Genomic DNA, 23,803 nt, shown 5'->3' with positions numbered 1-23,803 from the left:
GGCCGGGAGTCCACCGTCCGCCCAGAAGGACCAGCCGTGCGCCTTACTCTCGCCTCCACCTCGCCCGCCAGACTCGCGCTCCTGCGCTCGAGCGGCATCGAACCGCTGGTCGTCCCGTCGTCCGTCGACGAGGACCTTGCGGTCGAGACGGCGACGGCGGCAGCAGGGGCACCGCTCTCCCCGGAGGAAGTGGTCGCGCTGCTCGCCAGGGCCAAGGCGGAGGCATCGCTCGCCGTCGCCCGGGGTCGCGGTGACGACGTCGACCTCATCCTCGGCGGCGATTCGGTCTTCGTGCTCGACGGAGTCGTGCACGGCAAACCCCACACCGCCGAGCGGGCCCGCGAACGCTGGCAGGCGCAGCGGGGCCGCACCGGCACCCTGTGCTCAGGACACTGGCTCATCGACTGCACCGGGCCGACACCGGTGGGCATCGGCGCGGTGGCGACGGCTGAGGTGTCCTTCGCCGACGATCTCGAAGACGACGAGATCGATGCGTACATCGCATCGGGCGAACCGCTGTTCGTCGCGGGCGCGTTCACGATCGACAGCCTCGGGGCCGCGTTCATCACCCGGATCGTCGGCGACCCGTCCACCGTCGTCGGCCTGTCGCTGCCCACGCTCCGCCGCCTCGTCCGGACGCTCGGACACGACTGGCACGAGCTGCGGAACCGCGCTGGCGCGCTCTGAACCGGCCCGACTTGTAGAGGCTGCACGTCGTTCGGGCGGCTTTTTTTGTGCGTGTGCGCTAAAGGGTGCGCCCACCCTGCAGGTAGGCTCGTGGACTGTGCCACGTATAAACAAGGTCCTCATCGCCAATCGTGGCGAGATCGCCGTCCGCGTCATCCGCGCTGCGAAAGACAGCGGGATCGCCTCCGTCGCCGTCTACGCCGACCAGGATCGCGACGCCATGCATGCCCGCCTCGCCGACGAGGCCTACGCACTCGACGGCACCACGAGCGCTGACACCTACCTCGTGATCGACAAGATCCTGTCGATCGCCCGACGCTCCGGCGCCGACGCCGTGCACCCGGGGTACGGCTTCCTCGCAGAGAACGCCGACTTCGCCCGCGCCGTCATCGCCGCCGGGCTGATCTGGATCGGTCCGTCGCCCGAGGCCATCGAGCGCCTCGGAGACAAGGTCTCCGCACGCCACGTCGCCGAGAAGGTGGGTGCCCCGCTCGCCCCTGGCACCCTCAACCCCGTCTCCGGTGCCGAGGAGGTCCTGGACTTCGTCGACATCCACGGCCTCCCGGTCGCCATCAAAGCGGCGTTCGGCGGCGGCGGACGCGGTCTCAAGGTCGCCCGCGAACGCGAGGAGGTCGCCGAGCTGTTCGAATCGGCCACCCGCGAGGCCATCGCCGCGTTCGGTCGCGGCGAGTGCTTCGTCGAGAAATACCTCGACCAGCCGCGCCACGTCGAGACCCAGTGTCTCGCCGACACACACGGCAACGTCGTGGTCGTCTCCACGCGCGACTGCTCCCTGCAGCGCCGCCACCAGAAGCTCGTCGAGGAGGCTCCCGCCCCGTTCCTCACGCAGGAGCAGAACGACGAGCTCTACCGCGCCTCGAAGGCGATCCTCAAGGAGGTCGGCTACGTCGGCGCAGGCACCTGCGAGTTCCTCATCGGCAAGGACGGCACGGTCTCGTTCCTCGAGGTCAACACGCGGCTCCAGGTCGAGCACCCCGTCTCGGAGGAGATCACCGGGATCGACCTCGTCCGCGAGCAGTTCCGGCTCGCCGAAGGCGGCGTCCTCGACTACGAGGACCCGGAGCCCACCGGCCACTCGTTCGAGTTCCGGATCAACGGAGAGGACCCGGGTCGCGGCTTCCTCCCCCAGCCGGGCCCGATCCACGTGTTCAAGACCTTCGGCGGCCCCGGCGTCCGTCTGGACTCGGGCGTCACCGCTGGTGACACGATCTCCGGCGCGTTCGACTCGCTGCTCGGGAAGATCATCGTCACCGGCCGCACCCGCGAGGAAGCGCTCGAACGCAGCCGTCGCGCTCTCGACGAGTTCGAGGTCGCCGGACTCCCGACCGTCATCCCCTTCCACCGCAAGATCGTCCGTGACCCGGCCTTCACCGCCGAGGACGGGACGTTCGGCATCTACACGCGCTGGATCGAGACCGAGTTCGTCAACGACATCCCCGCGTGGGACGGTTCGATCGACGAACAGCAGGCCCCGGCAGCCAGGTCGACCGTCGTGGTCGAGGTCGGCGGCAAGCGCCTCGAAGTCAGCCTCCCCGGCGGCCAGCTGGGTCTGAACGTCGGAGCCCCGGTCGCCGCACCGGCCCCGCACCGACGTGGTGGCGCAGCCGTCGTCTCCGGTGCAACCGGCGACTCCGTGAACGCCCCCATGCAGGCGACCATCATCAAGCTCGCTGTCGCCGAGGGCGACACCGTCGTGAAGGGCGACCTCGTCGTCGTCCTCGAGGCGATGAAGATGGAGCAGCCGATCACCGCCCACAAGGACGGAACCATCGGCTCGATCGACGTCATCGTCGGAGCCACGGTCTCGTCCGGTCATCAGCTGCTCACCATCAGCTAGCGCATCGACCTCATGATCGCCCGCCGCCCGCTGAGGGCCGCGGGCGATCGCCGTCTCACGACGTGACAGCGCTCTCACCTCCGACCGCATCGCAGCGGTACGCTGAGCGGGTGTCAACACCCGACCTCCTGGCGGACGCGCTCGAACGTGTCGCCGGCTTCGACGCCGCCGGTGGGGTCGCGCTGCTCGAAGCCGCATCCGGCAGTGGGTCCGATCCCCGTCTGCTCTCGCTGCTCGCCTACGTGCGGTACACGGCGGCGGACTTCGCGGGATCCCGTCGCGACGCCGCGCGGGCCGTCGCCGCATCGTCCGGCACGGAGAGGACCACCCGGCTGCTCGCGCTCGGCGCTGCGGGTCTCGCACTCGGCTCAGACCGCTCGGACGCGTCAGCACTCGAGGGGTGCTTCGAGGAGGCCATCCGCCTGGTCGACGACGGTGGACCGCTGGATCCCGAACTCGGCTGGCTCGCCGGCTACCTCCTCGTCGAGGGCGCTGTGGTCAACGTACGCATCGGACTCGCGCGTCGCTTCGCCGACGCCTTCGAAACGGTGCTCGAAACCACCCCGGACCGTGTGTTCCGCGCACTCATCGACGGCGTCATCGCGCGACTCCTCGTGAACGAGGGTCGCCTCGCCGAGGCAGAGGCCGTCTCGATCAGGATGCTCGCCCAATCGTCGTCCGGCCCGACGAGCCTGTACGCCGAGGCCGTGCGTTGCCTCGTCGCGGGGAACCGAGCCGAACACGCCGCGACCCGTGCTCTCGCCCGCCGCGTCCGCCAAGCCGTCCCCGAACCGTCCGGGGCCTTCGAGAGCACCTGCTACCTGCTCGTCGGCTTCGGCCTCGCCGCACTCACAGACGATCACGGCGCAGCGGCACTCGCGCGGAGTGCTTCCGGCGACGACTTCAGCGGACTGTCCGTCCAGGACCGGGCGCTGGCCATCGAGCTGCTCGTCGCGAGCGCCTTCCTCGACGGTGACGTCGTCGAGATGGAGCGCCTCATCGGGTTCATCGCAGCAGACGTCGACCGACGCATCCCCGGCCCTGCGATCCTCCGGATGCAGTGCAAGCTCGCGTTGCTCGGAGGGGACGCAGCCGGATCCCTCGCCCTCGCCAGAGCAGCCGTCGACCGCGCGCTCGCGGACGGTCGCATGCTCGAAGCCGGGATCGCGGAACTCCTCGCCACGCGCGCCCTCGTCGCCATGTCCGACCGCGGACAGGCGGTCCGTGAACTGTCCGTGCTGGCCGACCATACCGCTCGTGCCGGTCACACGGCCGCCACCCGTGCAGCGGCACGAGAGTTGAAGGCCATCGGTCGCCGTCTCGCCCCTGCGACGGGATCCGGCTGGGACGGACTGTCGCCGCGCGAGCGTGAGGTCGCGCTGCTGTCCGCCGAGGGCAACTCGACGGCCCAGGTGGCGTCCATCCTGCAGCTGTCCTCGCGCACGGTGGATGCGCACCTCACCAGGGTCCTCGCCGCCTTCGGCATCGTGTCGCGCCGCCAGCTTCCGTCGCGCTTGCCCGCCACGCTGCCGCGCAGCACCGTCCGGATTCCGGCCGTCCGGCTGACACCGCGCCAGAGGGACATCGTCGAACTCGTCGCCGATGGACTCTCGAACGATGAGATCGCCGCATCGCTGGGCATCTCCCGGAAGACCGTCGAGAAGCACTTGAGCGCCGTCTTCGATGCCTGGGCGGTGCGCTCGCGTGTCTCCGTCGCCCGGATCGTCCTCGCCGATCGCTCGACGCCCCTCTCCGCCTCCCCTACTGCACGCAACAGAATTCAGGGAATCTGAGCGCGCGGGCCAGCTATCGCCCCCGGAGCTAGCGGAAATCGGACATCCGACAGTTTCGCGAAGCTGATTCCCTGAATTCTGAAGAGGGACGGATCAGTGGGTGGCGAGGGCTTCACGGATGATGCGCTCGCAGAACGGCCAGTCGAACATCACTTGGCGGAACGACAGGCGGATGACCACCTGGCCAGCAGCGGTCAGCAGCGCGTCGCGTCGTCGATCCGACTCGAAACGCGCTGGATCCGAGTGGTAGGCGAACCCGTCCACCTCGACCACCAGGCGTTCGCCGACCAGGAGATCGACACGTCCGATGCCCGCGAACACGGCCTGTCGGCGCACCGCGAAGCCCGCACGGACGAGGCGTTGACCGACGAGCGATTCAGGGCCGGACTCCGCACCGGCCTGCACGAGGGCTGCGCGTCGTCGAAGATGCATCGGCAGCCCCGATGCAATACGTGCAAGCGTGTCCTGCGGCAGCGTCCCTGATGAGAGTGCGGTCTCCCAGCAGGCGATCGCGTCCTCTGCCTCCGCGCAGTGCATGACCTGTCGCAGAGCCTCGTCGCGACTCACCCGCCACGTTTCAGGCCCCGCGACGTGTGGCCGCGGTTCGGCCGTCCAATGCAGCACGACCGGTTCGGGGAACACATCTGATCGGCGCGCCGAGGGAAACGCGACGAGCGGCTGCCTGGTCCGCAGTCTGCTCGCGAGATGCGGTACCGAGACGTGCACACGAGCGTCCATACCGTCCCAGAACCCGTAGGTGCCTGCGGCGGTCAGACAACCGACCGCTCCCCCGATCCGCACGGCGACGCGGGACGCGATCGGCGTGCTCTGGCTGGCGTAATAGCCCTGCCGAACCCGGCTGATGACGGCCTCGCGGACCGCTGCAGTGAGCTCAGGACCGGTGAATCCTGCGGCCAGCAGCTGACGTCGGGTCGCGATCCCTCCGAGTTGCACGATGACACGTTCGATCCTCAGCATGCATCGAGCGTCGCGATCCGCGGTCGCTTCCGGAGCCGATCCGTCCGATCCGCGGACCGCCGAGCCTCGACGATCCCCTGTGGAGGAGCTTCAGAATTCAGGGAATCTCAGGAGAGCGCGGACCTGATGTCCGATTTCCGCTAGGTACCGCGGCGTGAGAGGCCGGACCGTGATACTTTCCCTGAATTCTGATGAACGAGAGGGGTTACTGGACGATGTGCATCGCGCGAGCGGCGTCCGTGATCGAGCCGGTGAGCGACGGGTAGACCGTGAACGCCCGGGCGACCTGGTCGACGTTCAGACGCTGCTCCACCGCGAGCGCGAGGGGGAAGATGAGCTCGCTCGCCTTCGGGGCGACGATCACGCCGCCGATGACCGTCCCGCTCCCGGTGCGGGCGAACAGCTTCACGAAACCGTCCTTGATCCCCATCATCTTCGCGCGGGGGTTCTGCGCGAGCGGCAACTTGTAGATCTCGCCCTGGGCGATGCCGTCCTCGATCTGCTTCTGCGTCCACCCGACGGTCGCGATCTCCGGCTGCGTGAAGATGTTCGCCGCGACATTCCGGATCTCCGTCGGGTTCACGGCGTCACCCATCGCGTGCAGCATCGACGTGCGGCCCTGCATCGAGGCGACCGAGGCGAGCGGCATGAAGGTCGTGCAGTCGCCGGCGGCGTAGATGTTCGGGACACTCGTCCGTGCGACCCGGTTCACGCGGATGTGTCCGGACTCGGTCAGCTGGACGCCGGCCTCCTCGAGGCCGATCCCTGCGGTGTTCGGCACGGACCCGACCGCCATGAGGCAGTGCGACCCCTCCACCGTGCGCCCGTCCGACAGCGTCGCGACGACACCGTTCTCGGTGCGGGTGACGGAATCGGCTCGCGATTTCGACAGGACGGTCATGCCGTTGCGCTTGAAGACGTTCTCGATGACGGCCGCAGCGTCCGCATCCTCGCCCGGCAGGACCTGGTCGCGGCTGGAGATCAGCGTGACCTTGGAGCCGAGGGCCGTGTATGCGGAAGCGAATTCGGCGCCCGTGACGCCCGAGCCGACCACGATGAGGTGTTCGGGAACCGAGGTGAGGTTGTAGAGCTGCGTCCAGGTGAGGATCCGCTCACCGTCGGGAAGGGCTGTCGGCAGCTGCCGAGGGCTCGCACCGACGGACACGACGACGGTGTCCGCCTCGATGCGGTCGAAGTCGGTGCCGCCGGAGAGGTCGGTCGAGACGATGACCTCGTTGGGGCCGTCGAGACGCCCCTGGCCGTTGACGATGCGGACTCCGGCCCGGATGAGGCCCGCGCGCATGTCCTCGGACTGTTGACGCGCGAGTCCGAGCAGTCGTTTGTTGACCGCCTGGAGGTTGACTGCGACCTCGGGACGACTGGGCTTGCCGGTGACGTCGGATCGCACGAAGAACTGCACACCGAGGTCTGCGGCCTCGCCGATCGCGCCGACCGCGTCGGCGGTCGCGATGAGGCTCTTCGAGGGGACGACGTCCGTGATGACCGCAGCACCGCCGACACCGGTGCGCTCCACGAGCGTGACATCGGCTCCGAGCTGGGCTCCCGCGAGAGCGGCCTCGTACCCGCCAGGACCGCCTCCGATGATCGCGACTCGCTGCTTGCGTTCGAACTCGTTGGCCATGCGTCCATTCTCGCGCTTCATCAGGGACTGAACCAAACTGAGGCGGCACCTCTCGACCGGCGCGCACTGCGCGGATGAGCGGGGTCCACCCGGTTGGGGAGGACCCCGTGCGATGTCTAGAGTGAGAGGATGTCCGAAACCTCTGCGAACCCACTCGATCTGTCCGACATCGATCCCTTCGAGATCGCACGCGAAGCCGCCGGCCAGATCGCCGAGAAGACCGGCGTCGACCAGCACGACATCGCCCTCACACTCGGCAGCGGCTGGGGGAAGGCGGCGGACCTCATCGGTGAGACGACCGCCACCATCTCCGCCTCCGAGATCATCGGGTTCTCGAAACCCGCACTCGAAGGCCACGTCGGTACCCTGCGTTCGGTGCTCCTGCCGAGCGGCAAGCGCGCCCTCGTCATCGGTGCCCGCACCCACTACTACGAGAACCACGGCGTGCGCCGCGTCGTGCACAGTGTGCGCACCGCGGCAGCTGCCGGCGCGAAGATCATGGTGCTCACGAACGGCGCCGGCGGCATCAAGGACCACTGGACACCCGGCACACCTGTCCTCATCAGCGACCACCTCAACCTCACCGCCGACTCGCCGCTCGAGGGCGCGACCTTCATCGACCTCACCGACCTCTACGCGAAGCGCCTCCGCGACATCGCCCACTCCATCGCTCCCGAGCTCGACGAGGGGGTCTACACGCAGTTCCGCGGTCCCCACTACGAGACGCCGGCGGAGGTCCAGATGGCGAAGGCGATGGGCGGCCACATCGTCGGCATGTCGACCGCCCTCGAGGCGATCGCCGCCCGTCAGGCGGGCATGGAGGTGCTCGGCATGTCACTCATCACGAACCTCGCCGCCGGCATCCAGCAGACGCCGCTCAGCCACGCAGAGGTCATCGAAGCCGGCCAGGCGGCCGAGCCGGTGATCAGCAAGCTCCTCGCGCAGATCGTCGCCGCACTGTGAGCGACGGGAAGGCGCTGCTCGACGTCGCGGAGGCCTGGCTCGCCCAGGATCCCGACGACGAGACACGTGCCGAACTCGCCGGACTCGTCGAGCGCGCCCGGGCGTCCGACGACGTCGCGGTCGCGGAGCTGCACGACCGCTTCGACTCGCGGCTCCAGTTCGGCACCGCCGGCCTGCGCGGTCGCATCGAAGCAGGCTCCAACCGGATGAACCGGGTGCTCGTCTCGCAGGCGGCCGCCGGTCTTGCCGCATACCTGCTCGAACAGGCCGCCCCCGGCGTCACCCCGAGCATCGTCATCGGCTACGACGGCAGGAAGAACTCCGCGGTCTTCGCGACCGACACGGCTGAGCTCATGGCCGGCGCCGGCGTGCGCGCGATCCTGCTCCCGCGCCTGCTCCCGACCCCGGTGCTGGCCTTCGCCGTCCGCTACTTCGACGCGAGTGCCGGCGTCATGGTGACGGCGAGCCACAACCCGCCCGCTGACAACGGGTACAAGGTGTACCTCGGCGGCGAGCAATACGGCTCGCAGATCGTCTCCCCCGCCGATGCGGCGATCGCCGCACACATCGCGCGGGTCGCCGACACCGGCCTCGTCCAGGAGCTCCCGCGGAGCAACGCCTATGAGACCGCGGGCGAGGACGTCGTCGACTCCTACGTCGCCGCGACCGCCGACGTCGCCCCGGCACCCGCCGGCGAGCAGCTGCGTGTGGTGTACACCGCGATGCACGGCGTCGGCTGGGAGACCATGCAACGGGTCCTCGCCGTCGCGGGCTACCCACCGCCCGAGCTCGTGACGGAGCAGATCGATCCTGACCCGACGTTCCGCACGGTGAGCTTCCCGAACCCCGAGGAGCCCGGCGCACTCGATCTGTCGTTCGCGACGGCCCGGGCAAGCGGTGCAGACCTCATCATCGCCAACGACCCCGACGCGGACCGGTTGGCGATCGCCATCCCCGACGCCGCAGAGCCCTCCGGATACCGGCGCCTCACGGGCAACGAGGTCGGGCTCCTGCTCGGCTGGCGCGCAGCGCTTGGCGCGAGCGCAGCACTCACCGGTGATGCCGCGCCGGAGGGCACGCTCGCGTGCTCCATCGTGTCCTCACCCGCCCTGCGAACCGTCGCCGAAGCGCACGGTCTGGCGTTCCAGGAGACCCTCACGGGCTTCAAGTGGATCTCCCGCACCCCCGGGATGGTGTTCGGTTTCGAGGAGGCCCTCGGCTACCTCGTGAACCCTGGGACGGTCCGCGACAAGGACGGCATCTCGGCAGCCGTCGCCTTCCTCGGCATGGCGACCGCCTCGGCCCAGGCCGGTGAGGATGTCGCTGCGCTGCTCGACCGCTTCGCCGCGACCTTCGGTTCCTTCGGCAGTGACCAGATCTCGATCCGCTACGCCGAACTGACGCGCATCGGCGAGGTCATGGCACGCCTGCGTGACCTGCCGCCCACCTCGGTCGCCGGCGCCACGGTGACGCGCATCGACGATCTCGCCGACGGTTTCGAGACGTTGCCACCAAGCGACGTCCTGCGGCTCTGGCTCGACGACGGTACACGGATCATGATCCGGCCGAGCGGCACGGAGCCGAAGCTCAAGGTGTACGTCGACGTGCAGTCGAGCGGGAGCGACGCAGCAGAGCGCTCATCCACCGTCGCGACGCGCCTCGCCGCGCTGCGGATCGACCTCACGGCACTCGTGTCCTGATCCGGTGGGAATCCCTTCGATACGCTCAGCGATCGGGACCACCCGCTCACCGAGCTTGTCGAGGTGGTCCGACGCGGTCGTTCAGCCGATGGCGCGTTCGAGCTTCTCGGTGAGTTCCGCGAGGTCGAAGTAGTTGTCGATGACGACGACGTCCGCGAACGTCTTCCCGATGTGCTCGACGAGCTCGGGTGACGTCAGGATCACCTGGGCGTCGGCGGCCGTCGTCTGCAGGCTCTCGATGTCGCCTGCGATGACCTCGGCTTCGAGGTCGAGGCGTTCGAGTGCCCGTTCGGCGTTGAGCTTGAGGATCGCGGAGGATCCGACTCCGGAGCCGCAGATGGCGACGATCTTCACGCTGGATCCTCCTCGACGGACGGTGCAGCGCCGAACACGGCACGCACCTCGTCCACCGTGGTGGCTGCGGCGAGCCGCGGGATGGCGCTCGGGTCGTTGAACACGTTGGCGATCTCCGCAACCCAGCCGACATGAGACTCGGATGTCGTCACGGCGAGGCCGAGCACGACGCTCACGGGGTCGTTGTGCGGGTGGCCGAAGCGGACCGGTTCGTCGAGGGTGAGCACGGCGAGGGCATCCTCGCGGACGTCGTCGCCGGGACGTGCGTGCGCGAGGGCGAGGCCTGGCGCGATCACGACGTACGCCCCGAATTCGTCGATGACGTCGATCATGCGCTGGGTGTAGCCGGGTTCCGTCGCGCCACTGCCGGCGAGCAGGGCGCCGATCTCGCGGACGGCCTCACGCCAGTCGGCCGCTGCAGCGCGGAGGACGACGCGGGCTTCGGGCAGGTCTGGGAGTGGCATCGCTTCAATCAGAGGGGTGGACGACCCGGTCGGGCCGGTGCAAGCGTATCGCCCGGAGGCTGAGCGACTTGCCCCGCGTGTGCCACGCAGTCCCTCAGACGGCGCGGCACATGCTGCGGGTCAGTCTTCGTCGTCGCCGAGGGCTTCGTCGAAGGCCTCGGTGATGCGGTCGGCGAGCGCTTCGCGGATCTCGAGCGGCTGGAAGGTCGCAGACGCCGCATTCAACTGGAACGTCTCGAGGTCGGTGAGGTCGTAGTCGAAGGTCTCCGTGAGGAGCGAGAGCTCCTTCGTGAGGCTCGTGTCGCTCATCGTGCGGTTGTCGACGTTGACCGTCACGTTGAAGTCGAGCTGGTACAGCAGATCGAACGGGTGGTCCTCGAGGTCGACTCCCCAGGCGGCGATCGCTCCGGTCTGCAGGTTCGACTGCGGGCTGAGTTCGAGCGGGATCTTCCGATCGCGAACCCATTCGGCGACGGGACCGAGAGTGGCGTACAGCGACTCGGCGTCGTCGCGCTCGATGAAGATGTCCTCGGCGATACGGACACCATGGCCCAGGCGGAGGGCTCGCCCGTCGAGGAGGGCGCCGCGGATGGATTCGATGCCGTCCGCCTCGCCGGCGTGGGCTGTGACCGGGAACAGTTCAGCCGCGAGGTAGTCGAACGCGAGACGGTGCTTGCTGGCCGGGAAACCGGCCTCAGCACCGGCGATGTCGAAGCCGACGACACCGCGCTCGCGGTGGCGGACGGCGAGTTCCGCGATCTCGAGGCCGCGGTCGGCGTGACGCATCGCTGTGACGAGCTGCCCGATCTGGATGTCGGAGCCACTGTGCGCGGCGTCCTGGATGCCGAGCTCGATGCCCTCCTGGACGGCCTCGACGACCGCGTCGAGGCTCAGCCCACGCGTGAGGTGCTGTTCGGGGGCCCATCGGACCTCGCCGTAGATGACACCGTCCGCTGCGAGGTCCTGTACGAACTCGCGGGCGACACGCACCAGGCCTTCGTGGGTCTGCATGACGGCGATCGTGAGGTCGAAGGTCTTGAGGTACTCGACGAGCGAGCCGGCGTTGCACTGGGCGTAGAACCAGTCGGCGAGGCCTTCCGGGTCTCCGACGGGTACGTCGACGCCGAGCGGTTCGGCCAATTCGATGATCGTCGCGGGTCGCACGCCGCCGTCGAGGTGGTCGTGGAGCGAGATCTTCGGCAGTGAGCGGAAGTCGATGCCGGACAGGGGGGATTCGTCTGCAGAGGTCACGGGTTTCACTGTACCGCTCGCCGATCCGGTCGGGCGAGGCACTTCATCGTCGAGCCGTGGGCGCAAACGACCGAGTGCCTCGCCTCGACCGACGGATCAGGCCTCGATGCGGGCTCGGATGATGGGACCTCGGGCCGGCGCCGTGTCGGCGATCGAGTAGGCACCTTCGAGCGCTTCGAGCGCGCGCGGGAAGCGGGCCTCGTCGTCGGCGGACAGCGTGAACAGCGGCTGGCCGGCGGTCACCCGGTCTCCGGGCTTCGCGTGGAGGTCGATGCCGGCAGCGTGGACCACCGGATCCTGCTGCCGCGCGCGACCAGCGCCGAGCCGCCAGGCAGCGATACCGAACGGCAGCGCCTCTTGCGTGGCGAGCACACCGTCGCGCTCCGCGAGGACCACGTGGGTCTCTTTCGCGACCGGCAGACCCGCGTCCGGATCGCCGTCCTGCGCGCGGATCATGCGCTTCCAGACGTCCATCGCACGGCCGTCCGCAAGGGCGGCCTCGACGTCGGCGTCCGGCTGGCCGGCCAGCCGCAGCATCTCCTTCGCGAGCGCGAGCGTCAACTCGACGACGTCGGACGGGCCACCGCCCGCGAGGACCTCGACGGACTCGCGCACCTCGTTCGCATTGCCGATCGCGAGGCCGAGCGGGACGTTCATGTCGGTCAGCAGCGCGGTCGTCGCGACACCCGCGTCGGTGCCGAGCGCGACCATCGTCCGGGCGAGCTCCTCGGCCCGCTCGTAGTCCCGCATGAACGCGCCGGAACCGAACTTCACGTCGAGCACCAGCGCACCGGTGCCCTCGGCGATCTTCTTCGACATGATGCTCGAGGCGATGAGCGGGATGGCCTCGACCGTGCCCGTCGTGTCGCGCAGCGCGTACAGCCGCTTGTCCGCCGGAGCGAGTCCGGAACCCGCTGCGCAGATGACCGCACCCACGTCGGCGAGCTGCGCCATCATCTCGTCGTTGGTCAACGCTGCGCGCCAGCCCGGGATGCTCTCGAGCTTGTCGAGCGTGCCACCCGTGTGGCCGAGGCCGCGACCGGACAGCTGCGGCACGGCGACGCCGAACACGGCGACGAGCGGCGCGAGCGGCAGGGTGATCTTGTCGCCGACGCCGCCCGTCGAATGCTTGTCGGACGTCGGCTTGTCGAGTGACGCGAAGCTCATCCGTTCCCCGCTCGCGATCATCGCGAGTGTGAGGTCGCGGATCTCGCGACGGTCCATCCCGTTCAGCAGGATCGCCATGGCGAGCGAGGACATCTGCTCGTCGGCGACGTAGCCGCGGGTGAACGCATCGATCAGCCAGTCGATCTGCGGCGTCGACAGCTCGCCCCGGTCGCGCTTCGTGCGGATGAGGTCGACGACGTCGAAGGCCTCTACGGTGCTCATGCGTGGTACTCCTCGAGTTGGCGGGGTCCGAAGGCGTCCGGGAGGACCTCGTCGATGGTGCGGATGCCGGAGACGGTGTCGAGCAGCATGCCCGCCGTCGAGTGCTCGTACAGCAGTTGGCGGCAACGCCCGCACGGCATCAGGCGGTTGCCGTGGCCGTCGACGCAGGCGAACGCCACGAGGCGCCCACCGCCCGTCATGTGCAGCGAGGACACGAGGGCGCACTCGGCGCACAGTGTCAGGCCGTAGCTGGCGTTCTCCACATTGCAGCCGGAGATGATCCGGCCGTCGTCGACGAGGGCTGCCGCACCCACCGGGAAGCGACTGTAGGGCACGTAGGCGTTCCCCATCGCGTCCTTCGCAGCGGCATGCAGGGCGTCCCAGTCGATGTCCGGGGTGGTCGACACGTCGGTCATCGTCACCCCTTCACGTAGGGTTTGCCGGCGGCCGCCGGGCCACGCGAGATGCCGACGAGACCAGCGACCGCGAAGATCGTCACGACGTACGGCAGCATCAGCATGAACGCGCTTGGCACCGGGGAACCGATGGCGCTCAACGCGAACTGCAGGTTCTGCGTGAAGCCGAACAGCAGCGCGGCGAGCGTCGCCTTCAACGGATCCCAGCGGCCGAAGATGACCGCCGCGAGCGCGATGTAGCCTGCGCCGGCCGTCATCTCCTTGTTGAACGCACCCACCGATCCGAGCGTGAAGTACGCACCGCCGAGACCCACGATGGCGCCGGCGAGCGCGACATTCCAGAAACGCGTCCGGTTCACGTTGATACCGACCGTGTCCGCGGCCTGCGGGTGCTCGCCGACGGCGCGGAGGCGGAGGCCCCAGCGCGTGTAGAACAGGCAGAAGAACACAACGGCCACGGCGATGTACATCAGGTAGATGATGATCGTCTGTCGGAACAGCACCGGCCCGATGAGCGGGATCTCGCTCAGGATCGGGATGTTGATGCGCGGGAACTTCGGCGGGTTGTTGAACAGGTTCTCGTCCTTCGTGAGCACCTGCGAATACAGGAAGCTCGTGAGGCCGACGACCAGGACGTTGAGCACGACACCGACGATCACCTGGTCGACGAGGTACTTGATCGAGAACGCCGCGAGCAGGAAGCTGACGAGCATGCCGGCGATCATCGCGGCGATGAGGCCGAGGAACGCGTTGCCCGTCAACGAGGCGACGAAGGCGCTCGAGAACGCACCGGCGAGGAGCTGACCCTCGATCGCGATGTTCACGACCCCGACGCGCTCGGAGATGACGCCGCCGAGCGCGCCGAAGATGAGCGGCACGCTCAGGGCGACTGTTCCGAGCAGGAGCCCTGTGATCGGGATCGCCTTGCCGGCGGCGGCCCAGGACAGGAAGCCGACCATGAACAGCACACCGAAGACGGTGATGAGCCAGAGCGGTACCTTCTTGCCCGTGGTGACGAGGTAGGCGCTCAGCGCCGTGACACCCGCGAGGAGGATCGTGACGACGATGCCCGTGACGGTCGCGGGCAGCACGACGGTCGGCAGTTGGATGAGGTCGCCGTCGCTCGAGAGGCGGAACGTGCTGTTGCCGTCGCGGTGCCAGATGATGAAGAGCAGGAAGGCGATGACGGTGAAGATGCCGAAGGCGATCGGTGCCTTCCAACTCCGGACGACCACGGTCTCGAGGACGATCGGTGCGTCTGCTGCAGGCTGGGCCTGCTGGTCGGTCGTGACGGTGCTCACGCGGACACCTCCTTCTTGGCGGCGCGACGCGACACGCGCGGCGATCCGTCGGGCTTCGGCAGGAAGAAGATCGCCCGCACGAGCGGCGGAGCCGCGATGAACAGCACGATGAGTGCTTGGAGCACGAGCACGATGTCGATCGGCACGTTGACGCCCTGGGTCGCCTGCATCGAGTACCCGCCCGCCTTCAGCGCGCCGAACAGGATGCCGGCGATGAGGATGCCACCCGGTCGACTCCGTCCGAGGAGCGCGACGGTGATGGCGTCGAAGCCGATGCCCGCGTCGATGCCGTTGTCGAAGCCCGAGGTGACGGTTCCGAGCACCTGCGAGACACCGGCGAGACCGATGAGACCACCGGAGAGCAGCATGGCGTAGACGTAGGTGTTCTTCACGTCGATTCCGGCGACGCGGGCCGCGTTCGGGTTCTCGCCGACCGCCCGGAAGCGGAAGCCGATCGAGGAGCGGCTGAACAGCCACCAGACGAAGACGACCGCGATGAGTGCGAGCAGGAACCCGGCGTGCAGGTTGTAGCGGTCACCGAGCAGCTTCGGCAGGACCGCGTTCGGCGCCATCGCCGCGCTCTTCGGCACGTTCGAGCCCGGGGCCTGCAGGAGTCCCTGGGTGGAGAGCATGAAGGTGATGAGATAGAACGCGACGTAGTTGAGCATGATCGTGATGATCACCTCGTGCGCTCCCGTGCGCGCCTTCAGCAGGCCGACGATGCCGCCCCAGAACGCTCCACCGATGATGCCTGCGGCGACTGCGACGAGCAGGTGCACGACCGGCGGGAGGTCGAGCGTGAAGCCGACCCAGCCGGCGCACGCCGCTGCGATCAGCATCTGACCGCGCCCACCGATGTTGAACATACCGACGCGGAACGCGAGACCGACGCCGAGTCCGGCGAGGATCAGCGGAGTCGCGAAGGTGAGCGTCTCGGTCAGCGGGCGGATGCCGTTCAGGAAGTCGGGGCGCTTGAAGTTGTAGATCGCGCCCTGGAACAGCGCACCGTAGGCTCCGGTCGCGGACTGCCAGACGGCGGCGATGGTGTCGCCTGGGCGAGCGAGGAAGTACCCCGCCGCGGCGTGCACCTTCGGGTCGGTCAGTGCGATGAGGATCGCTCCGGCGATCATCGCGAGCACGACCGCCAGGATCGAGATCACGACGCTCGAATTGAGGATCTCCGCGAGCACCTTGTTCGAGCGCGGTTGGGTGGTGTCCGTCGGGGTCTCCCCCGGAGCCACCGGCTGGACCGTGCCAGGCGGGTTGTGGGTGGTGTCGCTCATGCTGCTGCTCCTGCCGGGAGTTCGCCGGCCATCATGAGGCCGAGGATCTCTCTGGGTGTGTTCGCCGGGACGATGCCGACGATGCCGCCGCGGTACATGACGGCGATCCTGTCGGCGAGCGCGACGACTTCGTCGAGCTCGGTCGAGACGACGATGACGGGGATGCCGGCGTCGCGGGTCGCGACGATGCGCTTGTGGACGAACTCGATCGATCCGACGTCGATGCCGCGTGTGGGCTGAGCGGCGACGAACAGCCGCAGATCGCGGCTGAGTTCGCGGGCGAGTACGACCTTCTGCTGGTTGCCGCCGGACAGGGAGCCGGCGGGCGATTCGATGCCCTGCGAGCGGACGTCGAACTCCTTCGACTTCTCCCGGGCGAAGTCGTCGCGGTATCCGCGCTGCACGTTGCCCGCCTTGACGAACGGGGCGCCGGTCGAACGGTCGAGCATGAGGTTCTCGGCGATCGTGAACTGCTTCACGAGGCCGTCCTCCGAGCGGTCCTCCGGCACGAACCCGACGCCGGCGTCGAGGACCTTGCGCGGGGTGGAGCCGACGAGCTCGACACCGTCGAGCTTGATGCTGCCCTTGGTGTGCGGCTGGAGGCCGAGGATCGCTTCGGTGAGCTCGGTCTGTCCGTTGCCCTGGACGCCGGCGATGGCGAGCACCTCACCCTCCTGGACCTCGAAGCTGACGCTGTTGACGACGAGCTGACCGAGATGGTCGATGACCGAGAGGTCGCGCACGGTGAAGGTGGCCCCGCCGAGCTTCGGCGCCTCCTTGTGCACCGTGAGTTCGACCGGGCGGCCGACCATGAGCGAGGCGAGTTCCGCGTTCGTCGCGGTGGGCGACGCCTCGCCGACGACCTTGCCGAGCCTGATCACGGTGATGCGGTCGGCGACCTCGCGGACCTCACGCAGCTTGTGCGTGATGAAGACGATCGAGGTGCCCTCATCGCGGAGCTGCTTCATGATCGCCATGAGCTCGTCGGTCTCCTGCGGCGTGAGCACTGCTGTGGGCTCATCGAACACGAGGACGTTGGCGTTGCGGGACAGCGCCTTGACGATCTCGACGCGCTGCTGCACACCGACGGGCAGATCGCCGACGATGGCATCCGGGTCGAGGCTGAAACCGAAGCGTTCCGAGATGTCGGAGACCCGCTTGCGGGCCGCTGCGACGTCGAGGCGGCCTCCGCTCCTGGTCTGCTCGTGGCCGAGCATGACGTTCTCGGCGACGGTGAAGACGGGGATGAGCATGAAGTGCTGGTGCACCATGCCGATACCGGCGCTCATGGCGTCGCCGGGGCCTTGGAAGTGCTGGACGACGTCGTCCAGGAGGATCTCGCCCTCGTCGGCCTGGTAGAGACCGTAGAGCACGTTCATGAGGGTGGACTTGCCTGCACCGTTCTCGCCGAGGAGAGCGTGGATCTCCCCCGGTTCAACGGTGAGGTCGATGTGGTCGTTGGCGGTGAGTGCGCCGAACCGTTTGGTGATGCCGCGGAGCTGGAGCTTCATGGGTCCCAATCTAAGTCACGGGTTGCTGTGAGGCACGCGTCGGATATGCGGCTCCGGTGGACGGGGTCGCCGTGCACCGTGCCGCGAACAGACCGGGGGGAGGCCGCGGATCGCGACCTCCCCCCGGAGACCCAGGCGTACCCGGGGTGAAGAGGGACTACTTGACGGGCGAGGAGACCGAGGTCGCCTTGATGGAGCCGTCGATGATGCCTGCCTTGATGGTCTCGAGCTCGTCGGTCAGGGTCGGGGAGACCTTGGACTCGAAGTCGTGGAACGGCGCGATGCCGACGCCGTCGTTCTCGAGCGTGCCGATGTAGGCCGCTGCGTCGAACGAGCCGCCGCCTGCCTCGGTCACGGTGTCGGCGACGCCGGCCTTCATGCCCTTGAGGATGGAGGTGAGGAAGAGACCCTTGTTCTCGGGGTTCGTCTCGTAGAGGTCGGCGTCGACACCGATCATCGCGATGTCCTTGCCGGTCTCCTGGATCTCGGCGATCGCGCTCAGGAAGATCGGGCCACCGACGGGCAGGAGCACGTCAGCGTTCTGGTCGATGAGCGTGCGGGCGAGCTGCTTGGCGGTGTCGTTGGCCTCGAAGCCACCGGTGAACGAACCGGTCTGGGCGGCGACGTCCCATCCGACGACCTGGACGCTCTTGCCCTTCTGCTCGTTGTAGTACGCGACGCCCTCGGCGAAGCCGTCCATGAAGATCTGGACGGACGGGAAGGGCTGACCACCGAAGGTGCCGACGACGCCGGTCTTCGAGTAGTCGGCTGCTGCGTAGCCTGCGAGGAACGCGGCCTGCACGGTGTCGAAGAGGATCGGCTTGATGTTCGGGGCATCGACCTTGCCGTCGAAGTCGTTGTCGGCCGCGTCGTCGATGATCGCGTAGTCGATGTCCGGGTTGGCGAGGGCCGCGGTGACCGTGTCTGCCGACAGCGCGAAGCCGACGCTCACGATCAGTGAGCAGCCCTGATCGGCGAGGCTCTGCAGGTTCGGCTTGTAGTCGTCGGCCTTGTCGGACTGGACGGTGATGGGCTCGACGCCGAGGTCCTTCGCGGCTTCGGTCAGGCCCTCGTAGCCGAGCTGGTTGAAGGACTTGTCGGTGAAGCCACCTGCGTCGGAGACCATGCAGGGGAGGAAGTCGGACGCGGCACCGGTCGCGTCGCCGCTGCCGGTGCTGGGTGCCGATGCGCAGCCGGCGAGCAGTGCCATGAGTCCGACGCCGGCGATTGCGCCCGCAGCGGCCTTCCGAGTTGAGATTGCCAAGGTAGCCTCCAAGATGCAGCCCCACGGGTCGCGGGGCGTATGGGGTTACGTTACCCAATGTGACGTCGGGCGGATGGACGATTCCAGCTTCGCGACCGAAGCGTTACAGAACGGTGGCAGCCGCGCAATACGCCGGAAACACTGCTCTCGCTCAGACGCGCACGGTGTCGTCAGGACCGTGCGCATCTGAGCATCATTTGTGGAATCGTCGGGCAGCTCGGCGCGCAGGGCGCCTGCCGACCCCTACTTACGGGACGCGAATCGGCATCACGCCGGTGCGCGAAGCGCGAGCACCTCCTCCGACCATCGACGCCGCAGCCAACGGTCGTGGCTCGCGATCACGACCGCGCCCGGATAGCTGCCGAGCGCCTCCTCAAGTTCCGTTGCCAGCGACAACGAGAGATGGTTCGTCGGCTCATCGAGCAGGAACAGGTGCGGCGGTCTCGCGATGATGAGCGCGAGCGCCAACCGTCGCTGCTGACCGACCGACAGGTGCCCGACCGGTCGATCGAGATCCCGTGCGGCGATCAGTCCGAGCGCGGCGAGCGGTGTGCGCGCAGCCCGCCCCTCGCCGAGCGTGCGTTCGTAGACCGCCCGCGGCGAGCTGTCCGGGTCCTCGAACACGACGTCCTGCTCGAGCAGCCCGACCCGGAGGCCGCGACGACGCAGGAGGCGTCCGCCGTCGAGCCGCAGTGATCCCGCGAGCACTGCGAGCAGCGTCGACTTCCCCGCTCCGTTCGCGCCGGTGACGAGCAGCCTGGTGCGGGGGGGGGCCAACCGCAGCCGATCGAGTGCCAACCGCCCGTCGAGCCGCGCATCCTGGAGCTCGATGAGCTGCTCACCGTCCTCGAGGACCATCGACCCGCTCGGGATGCCTGCGAAGGTGAGCGGCGCGGGAGGCTTGCGCACCTGCTCGCGTCCGAGCACCTCGAGCCGCAGCTGTGCGTTCCGCACCCGCCGACTGATCTGCTGCTCCACGCGATCGCCGCGCATACCGAACGCCATCCGGTTGTTGTCCCGGATGCCGCGGTCGTGGTTGATCTTCGGGGCCACGTCGTGCACGGCGCCCGCGAGCCGTCGGAGCTCGTCCTGCTCGTCCGCATACCGCCCGATCCATCGCGTGAGTTCTGCGGACTTCCATCCGAGGTACTCGCTGAACGGGCCGCCGAAGACGACCGCCGGTGACGGCTCACCGACGGGGACGGGACGAGACGGATCGATGTCGACCAGACCGGTCGCGACCTCGTCGAGGAACGCACGGTCGTGGCTCGCGAACAGCACCGGCCCAGGCCACGCGATGAGCTCGCCGCGAAGGTACGCGACCGCCCCGTCGTCGAGGTGGTTGGTCGGCTCGTCGAGCAGCAGCGCGGTGGGACGGGCGACCAGCAGGGCGGCGAGCGCGAGCCGCGACCGCTGGCCACCGCTCACCTCGGCGAGCGTCCTGGACCGCTCGATCCCCGACAGCCCGAGACCGTCCACGACGGCGTCGAGCCGCGCGTCGGCCGACCACACGTCGGCGCGCTCCGCGGCTTCGAGTGCGGCTGCGTACCGATGCTCGGCGGAGCCGTCCGCAGCTGCCGAGGGATCACCGAGCGCCTGCGCGGACTGCTCCAGCTCGCGCTCGATGGCCCGCACCTCGCCGAGCGCCTGCTCGAGCAGCTCCCCGACGGTGGACTCCGGGGGCAGTCCGATCTCCTGCAGCAGGATGCCGGTGCGGACAGGACGCAGCACCTCGCCGTCGTCAGCCTCGTCGAGACCGGCGAGCAGGCGCAACAGCGTCGACTTGCCGGCCCCGTTCTCCCCGATCAGGCCGAGCCGCTCACCGCCCGCGACGACGAGATCGACATCGCGGAGCACGACGCGGTCGCCGAACGAGCGGCTGACGCCGTCGGCGCGAAGCTGCTGGATGTCGGCAGTGCGGCCGAAGCCTGCGCGGCCGGACGGACGGGTAGACAGATGATTCGTTTCGGGTGCTCGCATGCGCGACCGCCTCTCGGATGGGAGGCACGACCTGGTCGAACGTCTCGGGTGCGGCGATCGACGGAGCTGGGCTCTGGATCACACACGGGAGCTGGATGAAGTCGGCGTACCTCGATGGTTTCCCGTCGGGCAGGTCGCACTGGGCAACGCAGGGCCGCGGACACGGGAGGTCGATTCGCTCAGATCTTCACAGTGCAGCCAGGCTAATGGCCGCCAGCGTGCGCCGCAACCCCGATGGTCGGTCCTCGCGATTAGGCTTGGTCGTATGCGTGCTCCGTCGGCTCCCCCGCTCGCGCCGCGTCGGTCACGTCGCCGACACGGCCTCGGCGCCCTGCTCACGGCGACCGCGGTCGGAGTGGTCCTCGCGCTCGGCGCCGCGCCTGCCTGGTCGACGGTGGCGTTCGCGACGAGCACCACACCGAGTGCGGTTCCGAGCACGTCCCCGACCACTGCACCACCGGCCACCCGCAAGCCGACCCCGACCCACGGCGCGACGACGACACCCAAGCCGAGTGCGACACCGAAGCCCGCCGAGACGCCCACCGTCCGCGGGACCGACTTCGACCCCGGCGAGATCATCAGCGACGTGAACTTCTACGACGCGAACGCGATGAACGAGGCGGACGTCCAGGCGTTCTTCGCCTCCCAGCCGTGCACACCCAAGGACGGTGTCCCCTGCCTCGCCGACTTCAGAGACAGCACGGAGTCGGTCCCGGCAGCGGAGCCAGGACACTGCGAGGCCTACCGCGGCGCCGTCAACGAATCCGCAGCGCGTATCGTCACGAAGGTCGCCCGTGCCTGCGGGATCAACCCCAAAGTGCTCCTCGTGCTGATGCAGAAGGAGCAGTCGCTCATCACCTCGCCGAGCGAGTACGGCTACGCCCGGGCGATGGGGTGGGGCTGCCCGGACACCGGCCCGGACTTCAGCGCCAGCTGCGACGCCGACTACTTCGGCTTCCAGAACCAGGTGTACCGCTCGGCCTGGCAGTTCCGGCAGTACACGCTCTACCCGCTGAACGTGCCGGGCGAGTCCTACCAGCGCGCGTACCACCTGGGGAAGGTGTACATCCAGTACAACCCGGACACGGCGTGCGGCGGCACCGAGGTCGACATCACGAACCAGGCCACCGCGAACCTGTACCTCTACACGCCGTACCAGCCGAACGCGGCGGCCCTCACGAACGTGTCCGGCACGGGCGACGCCTGCAGCGCCTACGGCAACCGCAACTTCTGGCGTCTGTACACGGAGTGGTTCGGCCCAGCAATCTGACCAACGCCCCGCGTGTGTGCGACGCGGCCTCAGTCGCCGATGAGGAGCGAGACGCGGTCGTCGAGATACGCGTCGAGCCGGGTGAGGCCGAGGTCGTGGCCCGCCCACCGCAGCATCACCGTGTCGTCCACGAGCGAGAGCGGGCCGGAGCCGTCGCGCAGGGATGCGTCGTCCACGGCGAGCTCGACGACCTCGAAGTTCACCACCTCCCCCTCAGCGAACGGGCCACGATGAGCGGCCTGCTGCGCGAGACGACGGTGCTCCACCTCCGTCGAGCGGTGGTTGAACCACTTCGGTTCGATCGCGCGCGTGGACTCCGCGGCCGTGAACAACCGGCCGTCCGCTGACAACAGCACAACGCCGAGCCGCCAGGCGCGACCGATCGGACGCAGTGCCGGTGCGCGCTTGACGAGCGGGAGCCCGCGCGGGGTGTAGACCTCAGCGAGGGCTTCGTCCGGAACTGCGGCGGCCTCGAGGCGTGCGGCGGCGAGGTGCAGGAGCACCCGCGCGTCGCTCACCGGTCACCGCCGATCAGAGGACGTCGTCGCGGCCGGAGAGCTTCAGCGCGTCGACGACGCTCTTCACTCGCTGGGCGTTCGCGCTCGTGGTCACCAACAGGGCGTCCGGGGTGTCCACGACCACGATGTCCTGGACGCCGATCAGACTGATGACCCGCCCTGTCTGGCTGACGACGATGCCGCTCGACGCGTCCGACAGGACACGGGCGTTCTCACCCAGGATCGCGAGGTCGGACTTGCGACCGCCGGAGTTGAGCTTCGCGAGCGATGCGAAGTCGCCCACGTCGTCCCAGTCGAAGTGGGCGGGGACGACGGCCATGCGCCCAGCGGCGGCGGCAGGCTCCGCGACCGAGTAGTCGATCGCGATCTTCTCGAGTGCAGGCCAGACGCGGTCGACCACGGGCCCGCGTGTCGCGGGGTCGTCCCAGGCCTCGGCCAGTTCGAGGAGGCCTGCGAGCAACTCCGGCTTCTGTCGGCCGATCTCCTCGAGCAGGACGTCTGCTCGCGAGATGAACATGCCGGCGTTCCACAGGTGCTCGCCGCTCGTCACGTAGCGCTTGGCGGTGGCGAGGTCCGGCTTCTCGACGAAGGAGTCGACGAGCATGACACTCTCCGCGCCCTCGATGCCGAGCTCGTGCGCGCTCCTGATGTATCCGAAGCCGATGGCGGGTTCCGTCGGCTGGATGCCGATGGTGACGATGTAGCGTTCCTCGGCGGCGTTGACCGCCTGCGCGACTGCGGCGCGGAACAGGCGGTCACCCCGGATCACGTGGTCGGCGGCGAAGGAGCCGACGATGACGTCCGGTTCGCGGCGGACGAGGATCGCGGCGGCCAGCCCGATCGCGGCGGTCGAGTCGCGTGGCTCGCTCTCGAGGACGACGTTGGCGTCTGCGAGGTCCGGGAGCTGCTGCTCCACGGCGGCACGGTGCGCGCGTCCGGTGACGACCATGATGCGCTGGTCGCCGGCGATCGGGGCCAGACGGTCCCAGGTCGCGCGGAGGAGCGTGCTGCCGGACCCGGTGAGGTCGTGCAGGAACTTCGGCGCGTCTGCCCGCGAGAGGGGCCACAGACGACTGCCGATGCCGCCGGCCGGGATCACTGCGTAGAAGCGTTCGAGGGGCGTGGTCATCTGCCCAGCGTAGCGGTCGGACCCGACACGGATCTGGCGTCACCAAGCCGCC

Annotated in this window: 20 protein-coding genes; 6 read left to right on the top strand and 14 right to left on the bottom strand. The window is 68.6% G+C overall.

Going from position 1 to position 23,803, the window contains the following annotated elements; translation table 11 throughout:
* The first annotated feature begins 36 nt into the window (after positions 1-36).
* The 3 genes from ABMA10_RS08315 to ABMA10_RS08305 all read left to right on the top strand — a co-directional run bounded on the left by ABMA10_RS08315 (position 37) and on the right by ABMA10_RS08305 (position 4,338).
* On the top strand, positions 37-687 hold the full coding sequence (locus tag ABMA10_RS08315) for a Maf family protein (protein WP_347870291.1): 651 nt from the start codon (positions 37-39) through the stop codon (positions 685-687).
* Positions 688-784: 97 nt separating this feature from the next.
* On the top strand, positions 785-2,545 hold the full coding sequence (locus tag ABMA10_RS08310; protein ID WP_347870290.1) for a biotin carboxylase N-terminal domain-containing protein: 1,761 nt from the start codon (positions 785-787) through the stop codon (positions 2,543-2,545).
* 110 nt (positions 2,546-2,655) lie between these two features.
* Positions 2,656-4,338: a helix-turn-helix transcriptional regulator gene (locus tag ABMA10_RS08305; RefSeq protein WP_431031412.1), complete on the top strand. Its 1,683-nt coding sequence runs from the start codon at positions 2,656-2,658 to the stop codon at positions 4,336-4,338.
* Between the two features lie 93 nt (positions 4,339-4,431).
* Here the strand turns inward: ABMA10_RS08305 and ABMA10_RS08300 are convergent, their stop codons facing one another.
* Both ABMA10_RS08300 and ABMA10_RS08295 read right to left on the bottom strand, forming a co-directional pair.
* Positions 4,432-5,316, bottom strand: coding sequence for a type IV toxin-antitoxin system AbiEi family antitoxin domain-containing protein (locus ABMA10_RS08300; protein WP_347870288.1), 885 nt, complete (start codon positions 5,314-5,316; stop codon positions 4,432-4,434).
* A gap of 205 nt (positions 5,317-5,521) precedes the next feature.
* Positions 5,522-6,958, bottom strand: a complete 1,437-nt coding sequence (locus tag ABMA10_RS08295; protein ID WP_347870287.1) for an NAD(P)H-quinone dehydrogenase — start codon at positions 6,956-6,958, stop codon at positions 5,522-5,524.
* 129 nt (positions 6,959-7,087) lie between these two features.
* On the opposite strand from ABMA10_RS08295, the gene ABMA10_RS08290 reads away from it, so the two are divergent.
* Together ABMA10_RS08290 and ABMA10_RS08285 are read left to right on the top strand one after the other, a co-directional pair.
* Positions 7,088-7,921 carry a purine-nucleoside phosphorylase gene (locus tag ABMA10_RS08290; protein ID WP_347870286.1) on the top strand — a complete coding sequence of 278 codons (834 nt, stop codon included), beginning with the start codon at positions 7,088-7,090 and terminating at the stop codon, positions 7,919-7,921.
* On the top strand, positions 7,918-9,621 hold the full coding sequence (locus ABMA10_RS08285) for a phospho-sugar mutase (RefSeq protein WP_347870285.1): 1,704 nt from the start codon (positions 7,918-7,920) through the stop codon (positions 9,619-9,621). Before ABMA10_RS08290 ends, ABMA10_RS08285 begins: the two co-directional genes overlap by 4 nt.
* An 81-nt stretch (positions 9,622-9,702) precedes the next feature.
* Here the strand turns inward: ABMA10_RS08285 and ABMA10_RS08280 are convergent, their stop codons facing one another.
* From ABMA10_RS08280 to ABMA10_RS08235, 10 genes are all read right to left on the bottom strand, one after another.
* A complete protein-coding gene (locus ABMA10_RS08280; RefSeq protein ID WP_347870284.1) occupies positions 9,703-9,975 on the bottom strand; it encodes a PTS sugar transporter subunit IIB in 273 nt (90 codons plus the stop codon).
* On the bottom strand, positions 9,972-10,439 hold the full coding sequence (locus ABMA10_RS08275) for a PTS sugar transporter subunit IIA (RefSeq protein WP_347870283.1): 468 nt from the start codon (positions 10,437-10,439) through the stop codon (positions 9,972-9,974). The genes ABMA10_RS08280 and ABMA10_RS08275 overlap by 4 nt, the downstream gene beginning before the upstream one ends.
* 120 nt (positions 10,440-10,559) lie before the next feature.
* Entirely contained in the window at positions 10,560-11,690 is a 1,131-nt protein-coding gene (locus tag ABMA10_RS08270; RefSeq protein ID WP_347870282.1) for an adenosine deaminase, read from the bottom strand.
* A gap of 96 nt (positions 11,691-11,786) precedes the next feature.
* Complete coding sequence (locus ABMA10_RS08265) at positions 11,787-13,079, bottom strand: thymidine phosphorylase (RefSeq protein WP_347870281.1); 1,293 nt, start codon at positions 13,077-13,079, stop codon at positions 11,787-11,789.
* Entirely contained in the window at positions 13,076-13,495 is a 420-nt protein-coding gene (locus tag ABMA10_RS08260) for a cytidine deaminase (protein WP_431031411.1), read from the bottom strand. Before ABMA10_RS08260 ends, ABMA10_RS08265 begins: the two co-directional genes overlap by 4 nt.
* Positions 13,496-13,497: 2 nt before the next feature.
* Positions 13,498-14,796: an ABC transporter permease gene (locus tag ABMA10_RS08255; RefSeq protein WP_414693717.1), complete on the bottom strand. Its 1,299-nt coding sequence runs from the start codon at positions 14,794-14,796 to the stop codon at positions 13,498-13,500.
* Positions 14,793-16,079, bottom strand: a complete 1,287-nt coding sequence (locus tag ABMA10_RS08250; protein ID WP_347870279.1) for an ABC transporter permease — start codon at positions 16,077-16,079, stop codon at positions 14,793-14,795. Before ABMA10_RS08250 ends, ABMA10_RS08255 begins: the two co-directional genes overlap by 4 nt.
* Entirely contained in the window at positions 16,076-17,590 is a 1,515-nt protein-coding gene (locus ABMA10_RS08245; protein ID WP_347870278.1) for an ABC transporter ATP-binding protein, read from the bottom strand. The genes ABMA10_RS08250 and ABMA10_RS08245 overlap by 4 nt, the downstream gene beginning before the upstream one ends.
* Before the next feature lie 157 nt (positions 17,591-17,747).
* The gene (locus tag ABMA10_RS08240; protein WP_347870277.1) at positions 17,748-18,854 is read right to left on the bottom strand and encodes a BMP family lipoprotein; all 1,107 of its coding nucleotides are present in this window, start codon (positions 18,852-18,854) and stop codon (positions 17,748-17,750) included.
* A gap of 267 nt (positions 18,855-19,121) precedes the next feature.
* Complete coding sequence (locus ABMA10_RS08235) at positions 19,122-20,834, bottom strand: ATP-binding cassette domain-containing protein (RefSeq protein WP_347870276.1); 1,713 nt, start codon at positions 20,832-20,834, stop codon at positions 19,122-19,124.
* Positions 20,835-21,099: 265 nt separating this feature from the next.
* Between ABMA10_RS08235 and ABMA10_RS08230 the strand changes: the two genes are divergently transcribed.
* Complete coding sequence (locus ABMA10_RS08230) at positions 21,100-22,104, top strand: hypothetical protein (protein ID WP_347870275.1); 1,005 nt, start codon at positions 21,100-21,102, stop codon at positions 22,102-22,104.
* Positions 22,105-22,133: 29 nt separating this feature from the next.
* On the opposite strand, the gene ABMA10_RS08225 is transcribed toward ABMA10_RS08230, so the two are convergent.
* Together ABMA10_RS08225 and ABMA10_RS08220 are read right to left on the bottom strand one after the other, a co-directional pair.
* Positions 22,134-22,622: a hypothetical protein gene (locus tag ABMA10_RS08225; protein WP_347870274.1), complete on the bottom strand. Its 489-nt coding sequence runs from the start codon at positions 22,620-22,622 to the stop codon at positions 22,134-22,136.
* 13 nt (positions 22,623-22,635) lie between these two features.
* Entirely contained in the window at positions 22,636-23,751 is a 1,116-nt protein-coding gene (locus ABMA10_RS08220; RefSeq protein WP_347870273.1) for a mannose-1-phosphate guanylyltransferase, read from the bottom strand.
* Between the last annotated feature and the right edge of the window lie 52 nt (positions 23,752-23,803).

The organism is Plantibacter sp. RU18 (assembly GCF_050613355.1).
Lineage (GTDB): Bacteria > Actinomycetota > Actinomycetes > Actinomycetales > Microbacteriaceae > Plantibacter.
Note: the sequence above shows the minus strand (reverse complement) of the source record. Positions and strands in the feature narration are given on the sequence as shown.

Bases quoted from the DNA above. Each gene is read 5' to 3' on its own strand.
- ABMA10_RS08235 (WP_347870276.1), bottom strand. From the start codon at position 20,834: ATGCGAGCACCCGAAACGAATCATCTGTCTACCCGTCCGTCCGGCCGC.
- ABMA10_RS08220 (WP_347870273.1), bottom strand. From the start codon at position 23,751: ATGACCACGCCCCTCGAACGCTTCTACGCAGTGATCCCGGCCGGCGGC.
- ABMA10_RS08260 (WP_431031411.1), bottom strand. From the start codon at position 13,495: ATGACCGACGTGTCGACCACCCCGGACATCGACTGGGACGCCCTGCAT.
- ABMA10_RS08245 (WP_347870278.1), bottom strand. From the start codon at position 17,590: ATGAAGCTCCAGCTCCGCGGCATCACCAAACGGTTCGGCGCACTCACC.
- ABMA10_RS08275 (WP_347870283.1), bottom strand. From the start codon at position 10,439: ATGCCACTCCCAGACCTGCCCGAAGCCCGCGTCGTCCTCCGCGCTGCA.
- ABMA10_RS08265 (WP_347870281.1), bottom strand. From the start codon at position 13,079: ATGAGCACCGTAGAGGCCTTCGACGTCGTCGACCTCATCCGCACGAAG.
- ABMA10_RS08295 (WP_347870287.1), bottom strand. From the start codon at position 6,958: ATGGCCAACGAGTTCGAACGCAAGCAGCGAGTCGCGATCATCGGAGGC.
- ABMA10_RS08290 (WP_347870286.1), top strand. From the start codon at position 7,088: ATGTCCGAAACCTCTGCGAACCCACTCGATCTGTCCGACATCGATCCC.
- ABMA10_RS08230 (WP_347870275.1), top strand. From the start codon at position 21,100: ATGCGTGCTCCGTCGGCTCCCCCGCTCGCGCCGCGTCGGTCACGTCGC.
- ABMA10_RS08250 (WP_347870279.1), bottom strand. From the start codon at position 16,079: ATGAGCGACACCACCCACAACCCGCCTGGCACGGTCCAGCCGGTGGCT.
- ABMA10_RS08300 (WP_347870288.1), bottom strand. From the start codon at position 5,316: ATGCTGAGGATCGAACGTGTCATCGTGCAACTCGGAGGGATCGCGACC.